The sequence below is a fragment of the Janibacter sp. GXQ6167 genome, assembly GCF_041365945.1.
Lineage (GTDB): Bacteria > Actinomycetota > Actinomycetes > Actinomycetales > Dermatophilaceae > JBGFSK01.
This window is the reverse complement of the sequence record NZ_JBGFSK010000002.1, coordinates 120,925-141,523: the sequence shown is the minus strand read 5'-3', so window position 1 is coordinate 141,523 and position 20,599 is coordinate 120,925. Positions and strand designations below refer to the sequence as shown.

The following is a 20,599-nucleotide window of genomic DNA, read 5'->3' as shown; positions in this document are numbered from 1 at the left end:
GCTGCGCACGGCTGAGCAGTCGTCTGCGGAGCTAGCGCTGCTCGCCTTGCAGGTAGCCATCGGCGAGTGCCTCTCGGAGCAACTCGATCGATGACGACACCGGCCGACCGAGCGCGGTGTATCGGCGCTTGGCGCGGTTCAGGTGGCTCGAGACGGTGGCTTCGGTGATCCCGTCGGTCGTGCGCCGAGCGATCGATTCTCGGGTGTAGCCCTCGGCAAGGAGCACCAGGATCTCCTGCTCCCTTCCGGTCAGCAAAGCGCACGCCGCGGGGTCGGTCAGGATCACATGAGCGAGGTCGCTCGAGACGGCGAAGGGGGTGGTGCGCAGCGCGTCCAAGGTGGCGGCCATGGATTCGACGGGATCCGACTTCAGCATCAGACCGACCGCGCCCGCAGCCACCGCCCGGCGCACCGGTACTGGCCTGAGTTCAGAGGTGAGAATGACGCAGCGGATCCCCTCCGCAGCGAGGTGCCTGATCACCTCGGCAGAATCCGACCCGTCCCCGAGGTGGAGGTCAACGAGGACGATGTCGGGCGTCGCCCTCGTGAGGAGCTCCTGCAGCGCCGACCAGGAGTTCGCGGCACCGAGCCACGTGAGGTCCTGCCCGGCTCGGGCCAGGACCGAGGCGATCCCTTCGACGAGCAACGGGTGATCATCGACCGCGGCGACGCGCCACGCCCCCTCATGGGGCACCATGCGTGGTGCGGTGTCGACGGCGATCGGGGCAGGTGCAAGCGAGGCAGGCACAGGGGATCTCCTCAAGGGGGATCGGTGGCCGCGCGGCGACGGGGATCGCTCGCGACCGACTGATGGGCGTCTGCCGACCACCCTGCAGGACGCTCCCCATGGTCGATATGAAGCGCGTCTCGTCCGCCACCGCGGACCGTCCGCTGCGGACTTGTTGAAGTCTTAAGCAGAGTCGATAACAATTCGGCGTTCAACCGCCCGAAGGCCCTTCGTACCGGGAGATCTGGCTCGCTAGCGTGAGTTGGGTGAGCACTGCAGGGGACCCCCGCCGCCTGGCGCCGGGGGATCACCCTGCCGACCACACAAGTCGGGAAGAGGCGGTTGCGGCGCTCGTCGCCGACCTCCGAGAGCTCTGGATCGAGAGCGGTTCCCCGAAGTTCGCCGCTCTCTCCGCTCGGACCGGCCTGAGCAAATCGACCCTCAATGACGCCGTCACCCGCACGAACCGCCTCCCCAGTCGGCGGGTAGTCGCGGCCATGGTCGGCGTCCTCGCGCCCGACGAGGTCGACGCATGGCTCGCCCGCCGCGCGCGGGTTGTGAAGGGGGAACCGGCCCCGACCCCTGCTCGGGCCACCGCCGCCGCACCGCCCGCCTCGATCGATGACCCCCCTTCGTCTTCTGGCGGTGACGACGCGCGGATTGAGGATGACGGCCCCGCTCACGACGAGGCCGGCACTCCCCCTTCGGACACCCCGCGGCGCCGAACCTGGAAACGCCCGACCTGGCTCGCGACCGCGCTCATCGCTGTTACCTGCGCGCTCCTGGCCTCGGCGGTGACCTGGGCGGTGTTCGGAAGGGGGTCACCGACCGTCGTCGCGGCGCCCCTGGCTCCTGGCTCGGTCACGGTGAGCGATGGGGATGACCCCAACGAATCCCTTTGCATGAACGACGCCCGGATCGCCGCATCAGAAACCCACACCGAAGGAACCCTCAAGCTCGTCTACTCGCCCGCTTGCCAGTCCTATTGGGCGCGGGTCGAACGCCTTGACGGGCGGGCAATCGGTAACCGGGTCGCGGTGCAGGTCTATCAACTCGGCGACAAGAATCGGATGGAGCGGGCCGCTGATCCCAACGTGCGCACCACCTACACGGGCATGCTGGTGCGCCGCGACCGCAGCGACACGATGTGCGCGGCCGCCTGGGTTTATGTCGGCAACCGGCAGATCGTCATCGGCGACGACATCTGCTGACGCACCCGGCTACTTCGTGGGGAGACCCTTACCCATGGGACCGGTCGAGTAGTTGACGACGGTTGCGGTCACCGGTGCGTCCATCTCCACCTTCATCGCGGTGGGATAGCGCCACTGGGTCTGCCGGAAATTGCGTCCCTCCACCTGGTACCGCTCGTAGAAGATGGTGTCGCGCGAGTTATCGGTGTAGCCGCTGATGCTGAAATTCTGCTCGTCCTCGGTCGAACGGTAGGTGACCTCACCGCCGGCGCTCTCCCACTGCTCATCGACGCTCTCCGGGGTGAGCTTGTCCCCCTTCGGCAGCTGACCACCTCGTGCGACGAGGGTGACATCACGCGCCGACCAGATGACCCCAGTGCCGTCGCCGGAATCCTTTGGCTCACCGAGCCAGTCGGGCACTGGCAGGACGAAGCCGTACCACGGGTGGGTGTAGTCGTGGCTCGGCGGTGGGGCCGGCGGACTCACCTGGGTGGTCTCGACCGACGAAGCGCTCTCGGTGGTGCAGGCGGCAAGCGGAACCGCAGCGATGATCAGGCTGAGGGCGAAGGGGGTGGCGCGCACGCCTTCATTCGTAGCATGTCGGTTCCCTTGGTGCCACGACGCCTCGCCCCTATGGACGCAGCTGGCGCGGCAAGCATGAGTTGAGGAGTTCCTCCCCCGACTGTCCTGGGAACTGGCTCTCGCACCAGCTGGTCACATCCTCACTCGAGTAGAGACCGCCCGGATCGGCGATCGTCATCCAGATCTCGTTGGAGTTCGAATTGGTGTCGCGACCGAAATCGGTAGCCAACAGGACGAGGGTCGACACCCCTTGGCTATCCATTTGCTCCACGAGGGAGTCGTTCAGTTCGACGATGTCGGGGAGGTACCACGTGTGACTTCCCGACGATGTTTGCTGAAGCGGGTCGCTGACGCCGTCGTACTTTGCGGACAGCACCGCCACCCAGCGACTGTCGAGGTCCAAGCCACTCAGCGACGCTTCTCGCTGGCTTTGAAGCGAGTCCAGCGCCTCCTCTTCCGGGGTAATAGTCGTCGATTCCGTGGTCGGCTCGACAGTCGCTGTCTCCGTCATCGTCTCGGTGTAGGTGGACGGCGTCTCTGCGGCCACGTCATCCGGACTCGAGGAACGCACCGCCACGATGAGCGCGATGACCGCGACGGCGATCACCACGACACCCGCCGCGAGCAGGCCAAGCAGGACCGCCCGCGACGTCAGTCCTGATCGAGCGGGGCCGACCGGAGGTACCGGCGGCGAGTTCGGATCGCTCGCCGGGGCAGGATCCGTCCCCCCATAACCCGTCGACGAGTCATTGACGGGCAGATAGATGGGTCCGGGATCCAAGGCCCCCGGACTGTCGTCGCGAGGGGGACCCTTCGTGAGATCGATACCCGGCTCTCTAGCGGAGCCTTCGTCGTGTTCGGGCGGTGATGGGCTCACTGCACGTTCACCCCGTGAGCTCGAACCAGCCCGTTCAGGCCATGCGGGTGGGGCTGGGCAACGACGTGGAAGTCCCACCCGGCGGGCCCCCGGACCAGGGCGCCGAGCACGAGACAATAGTCCGTTTGAGAGCCAGCGACCGGTCCGAAGGAGGCGATCTCCCACCCGTCATCCAAACTCACCAGACGGACCCGAAAAGCACCGCCCGAGCCGATCGAGTGGCCCGCTGCGACCGTCGACAACGCCACGAAGATCCGGATGACGCCCGCGTCAAGATCCTCAAGGTTGACGAGAAACTGGCCCCGGCCACCTCGCCGCGTCGGTGCGCCGACGCCCACCGAACGGATGAAGGCCGAACGGTCCGGCCCGTCTGGGGCGCTCCAGTAGATGAAGTGAGCATTGCTCAGCACCTTGCCTTGCGCGTCGCATAGCAGGGCAGTGACGTCGAGATCCGCTGCCGGGTTTTCCCAGTCGACGAGCACCCCAACCGCATGAGGCGATTTCCCGTTGACCTCAATCCGGGTCGCCCCTCCTGGCTGCAAGACCCTGCTCACGCCGTCCACTCCTTCTCGGTTCGAGACGCGTCGATCTTCATGCTGAGCGCCGCTTTGAGAGGGTCGAGGACCCGATAGGAGCAGATCCCGCCCTTATGGACAGCGTCGTGGGTGGGCGGAAGCCCAAGAGCCGAGGTCGCGAAGAGACGGTAGGGGATCTGGGCCTCTTCGGCCGCTGCCAAGAGCATCTCCGCCCCCATGGCCTGCAGCAGGCCGTTCAGTTCCGCGTTGAGCAGGTCTCCGTCAACGGTGTCGTCATAGGCGGTGCCGAAGGACCGATCCCGCTGCATCGCCGAGCCCGGACGATTCATGATCGACTGCCACGGAGCGGCTGGGAGGTCTCGCATCTGCTGCAACACGTCGAACTTGCTCAGGGTCAGCGCCAAGTACTGCTCCGTCTTCGCCTGCGAGCGGTGGGCGTTGCGCGCCCTTAGGACCCGGCGCAGCACCTCAATGTCGCGACCGGACCCCTGGGGAGCGTTAGCGATTCCCGCGAGGACGGCGCCGACCCCAGCCACCTTCAGCGGGTCGATGAGCGCCACGATCAGGTCGGCGTGGCCGAGGTAAGCAAACCGTGGGTCGTCGGCCCGTAGCGTCTCAAAGTCCTCCCCCGCCGCGTCGACCAATGACAGGCAGCACTTCTGCCCTCCGACCGAGAAGGTCCACATCAGCGGCTTGAGGTTCGCTTGCTCAGCGCGAGGAGTCGGGGGAAGGAGCTGGCGTAATTCAAAGAGGGGCGTCTCATAGTCGTCTCGGAAGCGTTCTGCCGTATCACCGAGACCGGTAAGGAACGAACGGTGGTGGCGGGCTAAGAACTCTTCAAACTGGTACATCATGGCGGCGATCAAGACGGTCTTGCCAGCCGTCCGAGCTCCGGTCATCGCCAGCGATACCTGGACGTCATCAAGCCACTCCGACGGGACGTCGAAGGCGCAGTTCACACACGGCCCGGCGGAGGAGATCGCCTTTGCACAGCACGGGCAGTAGGTACTCATCCGCGCTCCCGGGGGTACAAGTCGTCGGCGAGTTCCGTCGGGTGATCCGCGACGGCGGCTGGTCCATCGATGGCAACCAGCCGGTGACCGGCTTCGCGAAGAGGTGCCAAGACGACGAGTTCGTCTTCCCACCACCGCAACGCCTCGCGGTGCTTCGACCCGGACCGCCCGAGCGCCACCACGTGCAATTCGATTCGCTCCGGGTTCTCCTTCGACCATCCGACAAGGTCGAGGGCATCGACCGGGGTGCCGTCGACCACCAGCACGACGAGCCCGCCCGGCCCGACCTGCTGGGCTGCGGCCCGCACCGCGGGCGTGACCTGCGACCAGGGGCTCGGCGCTCCGCTGAAGAGGGTGGACCAGTCGGCGACGTCGTGATCGAGGTCGGGGCCCAGCTCTCGGCTGCCATTCAAACGGGTAACTCCGACCGACTCGGGCCCCCCGAGGCGAGCAGCGATCGTAATCCCGATGATGGCTTCCAGGAGGCGCGCCACCTCACCTTGGTCACGCACCCGCATCGACGCCGAGCCGTCGATCACCATGGCCCAGGCGCCCGACTGCGCAGCACTCTCGTGGCCTGCGTGGTAGGCGTAGCCCCCACGACGATGCCAGTCCCGCTGCTCGATGGCGGCAGCCGGTCTCGATGCGAATCGTGGTGTGGAGGCAATGGTCGGGCGGTCCTGCGAAACTCCTCCCTCGTCGGAGGATTCTTTATCAACGTCCGGCTGCGGTTCGAAGGCCACATCGTGGGCGTCGATCAGGCTAGCCACCGAGTCGAGGACTGCGGTGCGAACCAACCGCACGTGAGGCCGTCCCCCGGCATCGATCTGCGTCCTCACGATGTGATCATCAGGGGTCTGCAAGCTCGAGATCGTGACGCCAACCATCACTGCGGGCTCAAACGGTTGACCGTCCGCGCGAGCCGCACCGATCGAAAGTCCCCGGTCGTCGACGGACACAATGACTCGCCGATCGTTCAGCCGGTGCCTCGGAATGATCGTCTCTCGGTCTTCGGCATCGCGAAGCCGCAGGACCACCCCATCCGGAGCGTTCAGCTCAAGGAGGAACGGGGATGGGGGCGCGGCCACCTTCCCTTGGGCGCCGAGTTGAACAATTGCCATCACATACTCCCGTCATTTCGTGGCGATGGCCCCGTTGAGGTCGCCGGGGCGCCCATCCCGTTGAGCACGCGGCTCACGCTGGCCGCCAAGGAGCGGCCGGAGCCATCCACCATTCCCCACAGATCCAGGTTGGGCCCCCGCAGCGCTTGCTCGTGGATCGCTTCCGCGGCCCGGGTTGAGTCGCGGTCCCCCTCAACCCAGCGATTCAACGGGTGGACGACGATTCCGAGATAGAGCAGCTCGTCCGGACCCATCCGCCCCACGGCCTTGACCAGTCGGCCCCATCCTGCGCCGACCAACTGAATGGTCTCTTGGGTGTACACCCAGCGCCGAACCACGATCTGCAGCAACGCCGTCACCACCGCCTCGTAGTGTTCGACGTCCCAGTCGTAGACCGACTCGACGAGCAGACCCGGATCGATGTCGAGTCGACGTTCCGCCGCGAGGAGGTGTAGCACCGCAGATCCGGCATCAGGATCATTGCGGCGGAGGACACTTGGCCATCTCCCCTGATCGATGAGCCACGACCGCGTCACTCCGTCTGCTGCGAGCCACCCCGCGGCACGAGCAGCGGACTCGGCGGTCGGGTAGGCAGGCATCGTCGAGATGCTCCAATCCGACACCCCCGTGGCTCCAACGAACTGACCGGGCGTTGTGACGACATCGTCAATGGCCTGTAGTCCTGCGCCGCCCTCGTTCGATGACGGCTGCTGTCGACTAACGGGCGTTGGCCCCAACTCGATGGCTCCTAGCGCCTCTTCACCCGCGAGCTCACAAAATGGGGATGACCGCCGCGCGGACCGGGGCAGCACCTCGATGAGATCTCGGACAGCGCCATCCCGGTCGACGGGGACTAAACCCGGCTGGAGCAGAATCGCAGCTCGTAGCGCCGCCTCCGACGCCACCGGGGCTTCGCAACCATGGTGCTTTACCAGCTCGTCGGCCAGTCGGTCCCGGTGACGCAGTGCCGCCACCACGACCTCTCGCTCCGCCCAGATCATTTCGGGCGCAACGTCGGACCACCATTGGCGAGGCCAGACGGAGCCATTTGGCAACGACCAGTTTCCGCTCGCTTCGGCGAGGCTTTCGTCCACTTCCCACCTGGGATCGACGACAACCCATCCTGGCCAATCACCGACGGTGCCTCGGATCGCACAGACGAGGTCGAGACCGAGCTCCCCTGCGCGATCAGCGGAATCTTCCAGGGTCGAACAGGACAATCGAGCAGCCTCATCCGGTCCAAGGAGCCAGCAGATCACGCTCATCCAGGCCAGGGCTTCGTCGCTGTCCTCGACCAGCAAACAAACGGGCTGACGCTGCGCGATCGCCTGGATCGTCACGTCCACGACCCAGGGCACCGCCGGAGCCACCGCGAGACCGTCGTCAACGAACCAACCGGCCGCCAGCCCCCCACCATCCCGGGGTCCGGTAAACGCCGCCGGCAGGCGGGCCGACCCGACCTCTTGGGCACCAAAGGGGCTAAGCCACGACTCCGAGCGAGACAGATCGATCAGCCGTGTCTCCAGCGCGGGCTCGGCGAGGATCGCGTGGGTGAAAACATTCCCTGGACGATTCGTGTGATCGGGTCCCGCTTCCACCGAACGTGTGACAGTCACCGTTCCCAGAGACTGAGGAAGGATCCGGAGTCGCACGGGGCGTGCCGCAATCTCTGCCGGAGTGGGGAAGGTCGAGACCGTCGTCGGGATCGCGACCGAGACACGCTCGATCATGATCCGTTCTTCTTCGGGGGAGAGCCCTGGGCTGCGTTCGAGCACCCCCCACCCACCGTGGGCGCGACCAGCGACCGAGTCCGCGCTAGCGAAGGTGAGTTGCGCGGTCACAAAGCCACCCTGAGCATCGGAAGGGGCGGATCGAGCACCGCGATCTGCCCACTCTCCGCAGGCCGTTTGTTAAGGAAGAGGCGCACGGTCCCCATCCTCGCGCCCCACGGAATCTGCGCCAGGGTCGTCTCGGTGTCGGGCATCAAGGACACGGTGAGGTCTTGGACCATCTGTCCGTCCTGAGGATGCAGAGGCAGTCCGCGATCCTTCACCACCAGGCACATCGGCTCGTCCTGCATCAAGGCGTCGGCCTTCGCCATCAACTTCAAGGCGATCGGCGCTTCCTTTTGGGGGTCAGCACCGTCTCGCCAGACAGGATCGAAGTGGTATCGCAACCGAGTGATGCCCTCGTAATCCACTCGCGCGGCTTCGGAGCGGGTCGGGATCCCCTCCTGATAGAGAACGCTAAAGACATGCAACGAGCACCCATTCGGGGGCAGGGTCCTCGTGATGTGCAGTCCGCCCATCCGTTGATATTCATCCCGGTTCAAGGTCGCAACCCCTTCGGCGCTCGAGGGGTCGAGATATTCCTGCCCACGCGGGCCCTGGAATACCTCGATCAACTCGATGCCATCGGGCCAGGCCAGAAGCAACACCTGAGAGTCGACGCGTTCGACAAGCATGAGATCCGTCGGAGGCTTTGGCTTGACCTGGCTCACCGTCGGGCCAACGCGGGCGCTCTCGCGGCCGGTGATGTGCACCGCGACGAAGTAGCCCCTTACCCAGGCCTCGTCCAACTGCACGTTCCGGATCACCGTGTGCTCCCCCTGGCTGCTTGGGGGGTACCGCACCCTGGTTCGGGCATCGAGGCCGGCTCGCTCGATCGCATCGGGCGAGCGAACTTCGTCCCCAAGCCCGGTAGGCGGCTGCTCGTTGGTCAGGTGGATCTCGACCGTTCCGACCTCCGGAGTCGCCCACGAGATGTCGTAGGCGCCAGCGCGTGTCTGAGACGAGACCACGCTCAACGAGATGGCCACCGGCTCCGTATGGACCGAGACCGTCGCCACCGCAGCAGGTGAGAGCAACCTCTTGCCGTTCGGGAGTTGAGCGACGGTGAAGGCCGCGTACGTGAGGTCGTCCACGGGCGGTTCCAAATCGAGGAACCCGGACTCTTGAACCGAAGGGGTGGGCAGCGCCGCTCGCGGGTCATAGCGCACGCTTTGGCCCGGTCCGAAACGGTGAACCTCAACACTGGCTCCCGGGGGCGCCTTGAACAGACCGGCCACCTCCCCGGCGGGAGTCTGCGATATGGAAAAGTCCGTGGGCGGCCACACCACTTCCCCCTTGGCGATCAGTTCGGGCTGCGCGGCGCGAGCGGCATGCTCATCGGCCCCCCGGTTCGCCCACACCGCGAGGTAGGTGACGGCCCCGATCTGTGGCAGCGCCTTAACGACCCGAGTGTGCGTCGCGACACCGACCAGATCGGCGACGGTTTCGTCAGGAGCGACCTCCGGCCATGCGTCAGGTGATTGCACCACCCGGTACAGCACGACTTCGCCATTGACGGCGACATCCGGCCAGGTCATCTCGATCTGAGCGCCCGAGGCACTAATCAGCATCGCCGACGGCTCCGGGGCCTCTTGGTCCAATCGTGACCAGTCGTAGCTGGCAAACGGACCGGGAGTGGGCAACCAGGCGGGTGGATCAGTGTTGGGGGCCTCTTGCTCATCGCTCGGACCGGCCGACTCCGGCTCATCCTGATCGCTCGGTTCCAACGATTCGCCGGCCAGCACTCCCCAGAGTTCTTCCGCCCATTTCGCGACGACGGAACGTGCCGAGCCAAAACGGACGGCCTGTGCCTTCAGCGACGCGGCGCTCGTAATCTTCGCCGATGCGATGCGCCGGAGAGTCGCCTCATCGAGCGCGGCCAGATCGGGGTGGTCGCCGACCCCCGCGCGTTGCCACTGGAGCAACCCAGCCAAGACCTGGTCCGGTTCGTCGGCCGGGGCGGCGGCATCATCGTCGGTCGTCGTACCTTCCGCGGCGGTGGCGGCGGTGGCCACCTCCTCGTCCTTCTTCGCCAGCCCATGGTCGACCGTGGGCTCGCCGGAGACGCCCGCCGTCTGGGTCACTTCGGCCAACACCTTGAAGACCTGCTGCGGCTCCTCCCAGATCACATGGTCCAAGGCTCCTTGATCGGTTAGTCCCAATCCCGCCAGCAACGCTGCATCACGCAGCGTCATTCCTTTGCTCGTCAACACAGCTACCGCATCGGCAACGGTCTGCGCTCGGTTACTCATCCATGTCACCAATCGTCCAGTGAGGTCTGGTGGGGTTCTGGGCTGCGAGAAGCCGCCCGGGCTGGTTCACCGTCCGAGAACTGAAGAACCGAGGGAAGTGGCTCCGCCGCCGCATGCGGCCCGGAGTGGCGGTTGCGAAGCACCGCTAAGAGTGCGCCTGCGTACACGAATACGAGGCCGACCAAGGCGAGCCAGGCGCCCAGTCCCACGTCAAGGGTCGCCGAGGCGTGGCCCCCGCTGAAAACGGCGACCCCGCCAGCAGCATCACTGACGAAGGTGGCCGTGATCAGGGTGTCCAGCATCAGGGTCCCGATGATCGAGACCGCAAATAGGGCCGGGACCGAGTAGCGGAGCCCCCCGTGCCACCAGACTGCAGCGGCGATAGCGAGGAACACGGCCACCACGATGGCAACGGTGAGGATCCCCGACCCGCTGTCGCCAACACCCGCGGCGGTTCCCCCTTCGAGATACCCCTCAACGTCTCCGGATACCGCGAACCAATCAATGGTGAGTGAGACCAAGATGACCAGCGCCCCAAGCGCGATGAGCACCGCAGCAATCCGGCGCGCGGCGTTCCCTGGCGACGCTGCCCGCCCCGGCTGATTCCACACCAGGCTCAGCACGACGAGTGATAGCCAGGGCACCAGAGCACCGGGTAACGCGCCCTGCCATCCGGGCCGCCCGGCGCGCGCGGCGATCGCGTATCCGGCCACTGCCGAGGCCACGACGCTGATCGCCGTGTTAATCGCCAGAATGAGGAGGAGTCCGTCCGGCATGGGTTACACGAAGGTGGGGCCAGTTGGCGGCGGGTCCGGAGGCCCATAGCCGTCCGACGGGGGTTTCCCGGACCGGAACTGATCGGGTTGCAGGGCCTCACCCAACTGAACCACCGTGGTGGCCATCGTGAGCCCTTGGTACTGGGTCCGCGAGATCGACTCCCTCACGCTGAGGGCATCGAGGGCGGTCTTTGTCGGCGAGAACATCACGTCTAGGAAGGTCGTCGGCCCGGCGTCACCCCTGACCTGATCTAAACCACCGACGAACGATGCTCGATTCCGCTCGACCGGCTCCCCCGTTTGATGATCACAGATGCGCACAGCATCCAGGAGCCGATCGCGGTCTTGGGTATCGCTCTCGGTGAGCTCCGCCACTCTCGCGAGGAAATCGCGGGAAGGAGCACGGCGCTCGGCGGCCTTCGCCACGGCATGGCTCCACCGCGTGAGGACCGGTCCCTGGCCATCGAGGTTGGGGTCCTGAAGGAGCAAGCTCGGACCCTGACGGCGCAGCGCGTAGCGAAGGTCACCGAGTTCGTTCGGGTATTCGGACTGGAACTCGCTCCAGCACCCCGACAGCCATTCCGTGCGAAAGAGCCGATCCTTCCACCGGTTGGCGACCTCCTCGACGACCTCTGGATCCGGCACTGCCTCGCCGAGACCGAAGTTGCGAGGCATCCCCTGCCCAGCCAACAACTCCGGGACCGCCTCGGCCTGAACTCGGCCCAAGGGAGCGTGAACGAAGGCTCGAAACGCCCGGCTCCAATCCAAGTACTGCCGATACGCGCGAGAGAGCCGGCGAAGGTCTTCTAACGCCTCCAGTCGATGCTGCCGGGCGGTCTCCAACTCGGTGGCGGTTTGTCCGCGTCGGTGCAGGTACCGGAAGAGTTGCGCCTGCCCGCGCATATAGATGAGCGTTCCCCCGACAATCCAGGTCAGCACCGATAGGAACATCAAGGCGATGCTCCACAGCCAGGTGATTACCCCGCCTACGGCAAGGCCAAGGAACAGTGCCACGAACAGCCAACTGATCACCGAGAACAACCGGACCCGTCGGGCGAGGCGTTCCTGCTGCTCGCCCAACTCGTCCGGGAGACCGGCACTCGCTTGGAGCGCCTCGATCTTGCGATTGAGTTCATCGACTTCGGAAATGGTCGCTCGGAACGATTCGCCGAAGCGGTGTCCGACGCGGCCCACGTAGGTCGACCTGGACTCCGCGCTCCATGCCTTCAGCCGCTGCAGTTGAGCGGTGATATCCGTCGCTAAGTGAGGGTGGGAGGTTCGCAACGCGACGAGCCTTTCGAACAGACGCCAGCCTGCGATGTCGTCGCCGACCTCCAGCTCCCACGACGGAAGGTGCGATGCAATATGAGCAGGCAGGGTGAAGCGTTCCTTGGCAGCTGGCGCGACGCGATCGGTGGTCACGATCACCGCCCGCTGCGCGCCCACCATTCGCGGCCCGAGGTCATCCGAGCCCCGACGCCCGGCATCCAACAGCGTCATCCCGGCGCCGACGAAGTCCTGCCACAGTTCCTGCTTCTGTGGTGGCGCAGCCATCTGAGCCGAGGGAGCGCTGCGTTCCATCACGGACTCAAGGCCACTTTCGAACTCACTCCAAGACGCCAGCGAGCCGTCCGAACGCACCCCCTTGACCACGACGGTAAAGCCTGCGTCCGCCCCGCCGAAGACCACGCTTTGAACCGCCCCGGCCGTCTTCGCGGCCGTCGCTCGCACCAGGCTGTCGGCGAGATGACGGGGCGCGTTCTTCAGGGCGTTCAACAGGAAACGGAAGAACTGCTTCAACGCTTCGAACACACCGATCCGTTCGGCCGGAGGCCGCTTCGGGAAGATGCGCTGCCGCGGGAGGACGTCGTAGTGCTTTCGCAGAAGGTCATCCGCCATGCCGACGGCCGCTTGCTCTTCGTCGTCGATCACGACCGCCGCGGTCGTGTCGACCCGAGGCGCTGGGTAGCGAGCACCCACGTCGAGCAGTCGGGCTCGGAGCACCGACTCGACCGCATCGGCTCGTAGCGACCGACTAAACGCTCGGAAGGGGACGATCGCGCCACCCGAGGGTGCGCTGCGGTCATCGAGCACGCTGCCGTCCTGGCCGCGCCATTGACCGAGCAAAGTGCAGACCGACCCGACGACGTGGAGGAGCCAGCGTGGATCAGCCGCGGAGCGAAACAGTGGCGCCGCACCCTGATCCGGAGCGCTCGACTGCTCCGGAGACAAGGCCAGTGTGTGCCACCCCGGCAGTGGCTCGACGACATCGCCCCACGCATCGTTCGGGCCGCCGGTCAGGACGTGAGCCTGCACCAGGGCAGCGGTCGGCAAGCTGACTCGGACCTCATTAAGGATCGATGACAACAGACCGTGTGGCACGGCGCTCGTCGGTTCATCGATCCGGCTGACGACGCAGAGCCTGGCCCGCGCGTACGAATCTTCGGTGAGAAGTTCTTGCAGGAGGCCGGTCTGAATCACTCCAGACTCGATCACGACCACTGGGCGACGCGGATCGGCGACGTCCCCAGCATCGAGGTCCACCACAAGAGTGCGCTCGATGAGTTGAAGGGCGCTCCAGTCTCGAAGGATGGCGGTGAACTCGACCGCGACGGGCCGACGAGCGGCGATGATAACGATCTCAGACAAAGATCCCACCGCCGTGGTGCTTGTCGTCGATCGGCCCACCGGAGTCAAGGTCGAGGGCGGCATCGGCCATCCGACGAAGAAGGTCCAGCGCCCTCATCGCCACCGGAGCCAACTCTGCCGATAGGGGTGCCTGCACGACGGCAGCCATGGATGTCACGTGCGCTCGGAAGACGCCGTCGTCGCCCTTTCGCACGTAGCCCTGGCCGAGATAGAACTGCTGCAACTCTTCGATCCACCGGACGAGCGCCGCATGCCGGGCGACCACCAACTCTCGCGTCGGCGACCCGCTGACAGAGCCGGGGGGAGGAGGCGGCGCGAGACTAATGGCGCCCTCTGGCGGCGCGGCACCAGCGCCCGCGAGGACGGGGCTGAGCGGATCGCTCGGTAGGACCCCCTCTTTGGAACGAAGGGGTTGATCCCGGAAGGCGGCCGCGAGGAGTTTGGTGCCGCGCAACTGATCGGTGCTGACAAAGGCCTGGGTGGACTGCGTCTCGTCGGCGAATTCCCGGATCGCCTCGAAGGGGATCAGCGGACTGAGATCCGGGTCTCCCGCGCATCGGGCAATGGCCCAGGCATGGGACATCATCACCCCTGCCAGGACGTCCATCGGACCGTGAACGGCGGCCTCTTCGGACTCGAGGTAAGGCCCGACACTCACCCAGCCGTTCGTCGTCGCCACCTGAGGGCTGCCGATATCGGGCTGGCGGACCAGACCGAGGAGCCGGCCGAGGTACCACCCAGCCACCACTCGCTCGGCCTCGGCCGGAGACATCGCAAGTGAGGCGGCGAGTGGCTTGGTGCGCTTCCAAAGCCAGAGCGATCGCTGGAACGACTGCGGTGACTGTGCCCAGCGTTGCTTGATGGAGCTCAGCAGGGACGAATAGCAGAGCGGGCTGATCTTGGGGTACCCGCCGAAGACCGCAATCTTGCCGGCCCGGCTGGTGTCGCCCTGGAAGGCTTGGTCGAGCGAATCCGTGACCTGATCGTCGATATCCGGTGCGCTCGTGACATAAGACCGCAGGCCGTCGGCCACCTCCGACGCTCCGTCGAGCGGAATCTCGCTAAACGCATAGGTGTACGTCATGTCGATGCTGTGGAGGCGAAGCGCCATCTGCGGATCGACGCCCACGAGAGGCCGAGCAAGGGCGAGAGCCTTGATAAAGGAATCGATGAAGGCCCCCCTTCGCCGGTCGAGTTCCACTGCCGCGACCGACCCATCATTGAGGTACTCGGCGATCGACTGCCCGGAAAAGCGCTCAAACACATCACCAGGTGACGACAGCCGGGCGGCTGCCCGACGCACGATGTCTTTGGGGCTCAGGGCGAGCACGTACTTGGGCTTAGCGGGCGGTGTGGGCTGACCGCTAAGGGCGTCGCGCGTGAGCACCGACGCTCTCCAGTGACCGACCTGGTCAATCACCGGATGGTCGGCTCGCGCACCAGCGGTCTCCCAGATCCCGCTGAGCACCTCCGTGCGGACCACCCGGATCCCTTCGGTGTAGGTGCTCCCACCGCCAGCCGCAGCGACATCGGCCACGAACTGCTGCGGGAACTGCTCCGATGTCGTAAGGAGCACCTCGTTGTGTGCTTGATCGAAGCGAAGGGGCACCCGGGAGGACTCGTCCGGCCAGTCCTTATAGATCGTGGAATGCAACTGGGCGAGACCCGCCTTGGGGGTGGCTGCGCTGGCGCGGGCCTGCTCCAAGCCTGCGAGAGCGTCGTTCGCTGCGGTCTCGAGAGCGCCCAGGACGTCGCTGGCGTACGACTGAAGCACTCGGGCAGCAAGGTCAGCCGCCTCGAGACGCAACCGCTTCTCGGTCGTCGCCTGAATGCCCCGGCGGTAAATCTTGGCGAGCGCGTGCTCCGCGCCGATTGCCTGCTTCCCCAGAGCTTGAGCCTGCCCTTGGACACCGGGGTCACCCGCCACCGGGTCGATGCTGGTCGCACCGCTGCCCGCTTGGGCGAGCGCGCCAATGACCTGGTCACACTGGACTCGCAGTCGAGACATCAGCTCGCGGCCGTAGGGCAGGCCGAACGCCGAGGTGACCCTCAAGAATTCGGCCTTGGTCGCCCGCTCCAACTGACCGGCCCATTGCTCCGCCCAGGTATACGCCGCTCGTTGCACCGATCCGGTAATGGCACCGCGGACCGTCCCGGCATTGGCCTGGACGGTGGCGAGCCAGGTCCCCGCTGGCGCGCTCCCGGTCGATCCCATGGACGCCGCGATGACCTCGGTCGCGTCGCGGGCCGCGGCCTCCCACTGGATCCGGGGAAAGGCCACGTTCTGGAACCACGCTGGCACCGCTTCTCCCGGTGATGGCAGGCCGATCGCTTGAGTACTGACAGCCCACTGGTTGTCCATCAAGATGCGCAACTGCTCTGTGCCCGGCAGTTGGCTCGTCGGGTCTTCGTGCCCCTCGACGAGGTGATCGACTGCCGAGCGAGAGAGCCGCTGAGCGGCGTAGTCGAGGTAACGATCCCGGCCGAGGCTTAGGGTCGAGAACCCCATGCCGGCGAAGGGGAGGTCCGAGGGATTGGTCTTCCAGCCAAAGCGCTCGCTCGTCGTCATGAGCGGGGTGGGGTTCTCCAAGAACCCCTTGATGTACTGCATGCTCGCCGTCTCTGACGTCATGATGGCCGCGAGGGCGCGAGCGATCCCCCGGTACACACCGCTCGGGCGACCGTCACCGAAGAGAGCGCCAGAGCCACCGACCCTCAGTCCTACGGGAATGATCCGTCCAAAAGCGGGGGTGTCCCCATACCCCGACGAAATCCCAAAGGCCGACAGCGCTTCCTTGTCGAACCCGTCGGAGGACCGAGCGATCGCGGCAATGATTTCCGACAGCGCGCCCATCGCGTTGCCCTCGACGTTGGTGCGCTGAGATTCGGGCAGGGAGGTAAAGACGTCGGCGGTGTAGAGGAAGCACCCCATGGACGCCGGGTCGATGTTCGGTACGAGACCCAGGATTCGTGCGACATCCAGGAACATCGAGGCCCCAGATCCGCCCGCCATGGAGCCCACGATGATGGGGACCACGGTGTCACCCCCACGATCCGCTGGCGGAATCTCGCCCCACGCCGTCGGCGACATGGCTGCGGAATGAGCCGCGAGAAGGCCGCGATGCAGGTCGTTGAGTTTGGACAGGGTGAGCATGCGACCGATCGCCCGGTACTGGCCAGCACCATCCTTGACCGGCACACCATTCGCCTTCGCCTTATCCCGCGGAGCCCACCCGAGCAGGGGCGCGTAGTTGGCGCTCGCGCCCTGTCCGAGCTTGGCCTCGACGTTGAGCGCTGCCGTCTCGTAGTTGCCCGCCGGCGTCGCGAAGGAGACGTACCGGCCGCCCATCGACAAGATGTTGCCGAGTTGCGACTCCGTCCCCTCGGCCACCAGTGGCACATCGACGTGAACGAACTGCCAGGCATCCGGCAGGGAGCCGATTCCCCGAGCACGAAGGTCGGCCCGCAGTTGGTCGATGAGGTAGCGGAGGGTCTCGCCCCCGGAGCCGCCACATCCCACGATGAGGAACTTGCGCATGTGCTGGTCAGCCTCTCTGCTGCTTAAACCTGGTTACCAGGCGTCGTCGTCTGGCGAGGAAGTGGGCGGATGCGCTGGCGGTTCACCGGTGACAGGTGGTTGAGCCGAGGTGGCCCGAATCCGAGATGAGTCCGTCTCACTCGTCGGGTTTCCGGCAGCTGCGGGATCGGGATCGGACCACGCGTCAAACCCTCCAGAGCTGGGGGTCGTGCTCCACTCGTCGACCACGGCGGGTGCCGCAGCGGTCGGATCCTGAGCGAACTGATCCCGCAAAGAGGCGACCACTTCACGCGCGGAAGAGCGGGCGTCATCGATCATCTCCTCGAGACCAGGGTCGCCCGCAGCCGTGAAGAAAGTGACCTCCACATCACCCGCCACCGGGTCAGTACTGTCGAGGGTCATGATCCAGTGACCCTGGACGGCCAGGGGCAGCCGGGCCAAGCCCTTCACGTTCTCGGCGCTACTCCCCGCCCCGGCGATCCGGCTGGCTTGCTCGACGATCACGTGCCCCGGACCGGTGGGGTCCAGCCCAACCTTCGCCTTGAGTGTCTTGCCCGCGATCGGGACATTGCGCCGATCGTTCCCCTCGAGGATCGCGGTTTGGGCCTTGTCCTGGGCGATCGGCGCTCCGGCATCGAGGAAGGACTCCGAGTCATCGATCCGACCACGGACCGAAATGGCGCGAACGCTGGTCCCAGGGACCCTGGCTGTCAGGTACTTCGCGCCGTACAACAGCCCGATCGGGATCAGAAGCCCAAGCAATGTGACCCCGATGAGCACCAGGAGGAACACGCCCGTGTCGCGGGGTCGCTGCATCTCCAGGGAGAAGGGGACGGTGACCGCGAGCGCCTCGGCGGAGCCGTCCTGTGGTGCCGTCATCACGGTCACGTCTCCACCAACGAGGCCGTTGCCAACCTCGCTCGGCGTTAGGGTCACCTCCAACTCCCCGCTTGCGCAGGACGATTGGTCCTTAGCTGGCGAGGCCAGGGTGACGGTCTTGACCCCTTCGGGCGTCGCCGTCATGTTCGTCTCACCCGTCAACCACGCGCACCCCTCACCGTCGAGGGCAAGCGTCGCGGTGCGTGGGTCGGTGGATTCGGTCTGGCCGAAGTCCAGCGCGCCAGTCACCTTCGGGTAGTTCGCAGGAGCCTTGACCTCGACCGGAAATTCCTTGCTCTGTGGCTCCAGGACGGTGCCCGATACGGTGCGATTACCGTCCCGCCAATCGGCCGTCGTCACCTTGAGTTCGACACTGACCTTGGCCGGGCCGGGGGTCACGCTGCCGGGGTCGAATTCGACGGGCTTGGCGATCTGCTCCCCCTTCGCGCCCTGCACGATCGGGACGGTCGTGCCATCGCGCAGGACGAGCTGAGCGCTGAGCTCAGCCTCCCCGGCGACATCCGCAGGCTTGACCGGCTTCCCGTCGGTGTGGGCAAGACCGAAGGTCAGGGGCGTCTTTTCTCCAAGGGTCAGTTCGCGAGGATCTGAGGCGTCCCAGGTGGGGACAAGATCACCAAAAATCCGAAGGCTAGACCTCGCCTTGCCCTTCTGATCGGCCAAGAAGACCAATCCCCAGGGTCCCGCCCAGTTTGCATCGCCCTGCCGGGTGATATCGACCGAGACCGCGCTCTCGGACACCCATTTCCACGCCAACTTTGCCCCGCCGACGGTCTTCTGCCCGCTGCTCTTGGACAACTGGACGGTCTCGCCCTTGGGGTTCTTCACCAGGACCCGAGCGCCAGCACCCGTGGTGGACGCCAGAGCATGAACTTGCCCGATCGAGGTGTCGAGGACGAAGGTGTGCGTTCCCTCGGCGCACGGACGGCCTTGGCAGGTGGCGGTCTCGCGCCGCAGCGGTTCCCGCCCAGGGCTGGAGAAGGCGTCGAACGCGAAGAACAGGTCTTCGATGTTCTCGGCAAGGAAGAACTCACCTGGCGCGGGTGACGTCACCTTGCCGCAACGGCCGCCCGAACCTCCCGTCGCGACGTTCTTCATCAGGGTGAAATCGGGCTTGCCGCTTCCACTTAGACCAACGCCAATGAGGGCGGTTTGCTGGCTGCGCACCTGATCCGCCAGGCCCCCGGGGCGGCACAGGTCTCGCTCGCCACGCTCCCGCGCCGCGTCCGCCTGAGCTCGACTACCAAGCGGCATCCCGGCGGCATAGGGCTTGTCCTCGCCGAGGACGCCCTCGGTGCCCGTCCCGTCGCGCGGCTCGATGTCGAACTGCCCGTCCGAGAACCACACGATCATCGAGCAACTCGAGTCTCGGGCCCCCTTCGTCCGCTGAGCAATCTCCTTACGGGCCCCGTCGAGGGCTACCCAGTAGTCGGTATCGACCCCGCGATTGGCTTGCCGGTAGGAGTCAAGATCCTGACGCACGGTCCCCAACGACGAGGCCGTGAGCTTGGTCCAGTTCAGGGTCCGCTCGTAGGTCGCATCGAATCCGGCCACCGCGACGTCAATGTGCGCCGATGTCGAGGTCGCCACCTGCTCCATCTGGGAGACGAGGTACTGGGCCGCGTCGACCCGCGCGCCCGTGGGGTCGGTCGACGTCAGCGAGCCGGACCGGTCGATGAGCAGCAAGATCTGCCCCCTTCCCCCGCCGGCGATACACCCCCCGATCCGCGCGCTCGCCGTTTGCTTGTCATCCGTGCTCCCCCGGCTCGAACCCGTCGCTTGCGGCACCGATAACGAGGAAAAGACGAGGAGGAGACCAAGGAGAAGGACGAGCGGGACCACAGACAGGCGCCGACTCATGACCACATCCCCCGCGCCACGTCATCGGCGACTTGGTAGGCGCTCAGCACGACGACGAGCAGGCACGCTACCGCGATGGCCCGACGGCCCCACTCAGCGACGTCGCTCGGGCGGTACCAGCCGGTGGCCCGTACGGCCCCGTCCCGTAGACCGAACACCGCCAGCAAGGAGATCGCCACGGGACCAGCGAGAATCCAACCGATAAGTCCCGCTGTCGCCGATCCGAACACCACGACCAGCACGGCTGCCGTCACCACTGCCACTGCACTGATGGCGAGCCACACGACGGGCGGACCCGCCGGCGTCGGCAATGACTCCTCGTGAAATTGGTCGGGATCGGATGGACCGTCTGCCACCCATGAAGGGGGCCCGGTGCTCCACGCCTCCGTTGTCGCACTTGACCATTGGTTGTCCGCGGGCCGCTCCCCGGTCGCCGGAATCGAGACCGTTGGCTCGTCAGCTGGCCTCCCCCACCCGAACGCGCTCGGATACTCCTCGTTGGGATCGTGGCCTGGGGTTGTGAAACTCAACGGGCTTGCCTCGCAACAGACCCGCCGATTGAGCGGCATGCGGATGCGTCTGGATCGGCGCGCGTGTGCTCATCAGGAAGTAGCGAACGTCGTGGGTGCCCACCGCGTGGCCTCGTTGCGCGTCGCGCGAGCATCAATCCTCCTGACCAAGCCACGTCCCTGCATGGCTCATTCAAACGATACTCACGCGGTGCCTGCGCCCCTGTCATGTCCCCAAAAGTG

Annotated in this window: 14 protein-coding genes; 1 reads left to right on the top strand and 13 read right to left on the bottom strand. The window is 65.9% G+C overall.

The window, feature by feature from the left end:
* Nucleotides 1-31 precede the first annotated feature (31 nt).
* Nucleotides 32-748 (bottom strand): response regulator, encoded by a 717-nt coding sequence (locus AB8K43_RS03495; protein ID WP_370891537.1) that lies wholly within the window; start codon nt 746-748, stop codon nt 32-34.
* Nucleotides 749-993: 245 nt separating this feature from the next.
* Between AB8K43_RS03495 and AB8K43_RS03490 the strand changes: the two genes are divergently transcribed.
* On the top strand, nt 994-1,938 hold the full coding sequence (locus tag AB8K43_RS03490) for a DUF2690 domain-containing protein (RefSeq protein ID WP_370891535.1): 945 nt from the start codon (nt 994-996) through the stop codon (nt 1,936-1,938).
* A gap of 9 nt (nt 1,939-1,947) precedes the next feature.
* On the opposite strand, the gene AB8K43_RS03485 is transcribed toward AB8K43_RS03490, so the two are convergent.
* The 12 genes from AB8K43_RS03485 to AB8K43_RS03430 all read right to left on the bottom strand — a co-directional run bounded on the left by AB8K43_RS03485 (nt 1,948) and on the right by AB8K43_RS03430 (nt 20,203).
* On the bottom strand, nt 1,948-2,499 hold the full coding sequence (locus AB8K43_RS03485) for a hypothetical protein (RefSeq protein WP_370891533.1): 552 nt from the start codon (nt 2,497-2,499) through the stop codon (nt 1,948-1,950).
* 49 nt (nt 2,500-2,548) lie between these two features.
* Nucleotides 2,549-3,109 carry a hypothetical protein gene (locus tag AB8K43_RS03480; protein WP_370891531.1) on the bottom strand — a complete coding sequence of 187 codons (561 nt, stop codon included), beginning with the start codon at nt 3,107-3,109 and terminating at the stop codon, nt 2,549-2,551.
* A 263-nt stretch (nt 3,110-3,372) separates the two neighbouring features.
* Nucleotides 3,373-3,930, bottom strand: coding sequence for a TerD family protein (locus tag AB8K43_RS03475; RefSeq protein WP_370891529.1), 558 nt, complete (start codon nt 3,928-3,930; stop codon nt 3,373-3,375).
* Nucleotides 3,927-4,925: a hypothetical protein gene (locus AB8K43_RS03470; RefSeq protein WP_370891526.1), complete on the bottom strand. Its 999-nt coding sequence runs from the start codon at nt 4,923-4,925 to the stop codon at nt 3,927-3,929. The genes AB8K43_RS03475 and AB8K43_RS03470 overlap by 4 nt, the downstream gene beginning before the upstream one ends.
* Nucleotides 4,922-5,764 (bottom strand): hypothetical protein, encoded by an 843-nt coding sequence (locus AB8K43_RS03465; RefSeq protein ID WP_370891524.1) that lies wholly within the window; start codon nt 5,762-5,764, stop codon nt 4,922-4,924. The genes AB8K43_RS03470 and AB8K43_RS03465 overlap by 4 nt, the downstream gene beginning before the upstream one ends.
* A gap of 281 nt (nt 5,765-6,045) precedes the next feature.
* Complete coding sequence (locus AB8K43_RS03460) at nt 6,046-7,887, bottom strand: hypothetical protein (protein ID WP_370891522.1); 1,842 nt, start codon at nt 7,885-7,887, stop codon at nt 6,046-6,048.
* Nucleotides 7,884-10,070, bottom strand: a complete 2,187-nt coding sequence (locus AB8K43_RS03455) for a hypothetical protein (RefSeq protein WP_370891520.1) — start codon at nt 10,068-10,070, stop codon at nt 7,884-7,886. Before AB8K43_RS03455 ends, AB8K43_RS03460 begins: the two co-directional genes overlap by 4 nt.
* Nucleotides 10,071-10,132: 62 nt before the next feature.
* A complete protein-coding gene (locus AB8K43_RS03450) occupies nt 10,133-10,903 on the bottom strand; it encodes a hypothetical protein (protein ID WP_370891518.1) in 771 nt (256 codons plus the stop codon).
* Nucleotides 10,904-10,906: 3 nt separating this feature from the next.
* On the bottom strand, nt 10,907-13,552 hold the full coding sequence (locus AB8K43_RS03445) for a hypothetical protein (RefSeq protein WP_370891516.1): 2,646 nt from the start codon (nt 13,550-13,552) through the stop codon (nt 10,907-10,909).
* The gene (locus tag AB8K43_RS03440; protein ID WP_370891514.1) at nt 13,545-17,090 is read right to left on the bottom strand and encodes a tubulin-like doman-containing protein; all 3,546 of its coding nucleotides are present in this window, start codon (nt 17,088-17,090) and stop codon (nt 13,545-13,547) included. Before AB8K43_RS03440 ends, AB8K43_RS03445 begins: the two co-directional genes overlap by 8 nt.
* A 33-nt stretch (nt 17,091-17,123) precedes the next feature.
* Nucleotides 17,124-19,847: a VWA domain-containing protein gene (locus AB8K43_RS03435; RefSeq protein ID WP_370891512.1), complete on the bottom strand. Its 2,724-nt coding sequence runs from the start codon at nt 19,845-19,847 to the stop codon at nt 17,124-17,126.
* Nucleotides 19,844-20,203 carry a hypothetical protein gene (locus AB8K43_RS03430; RefSeq protein WP_370891511.1) on the bottom strand — a complete coding sequence of 120 codons (360 nt, stop codon included), beginning with the start codon at nt 20,201-20,203 and terminating at the stop codon, nt 19,844-19,846. The genes AB8K43_RS03435 and AB8K43_RS03430 overlap by 4 nt, the downstream gene beginning before the upstream one ends.
* Between the last annotated feature and the right edge of the window lie 396 nt (nt 20,204-20,599).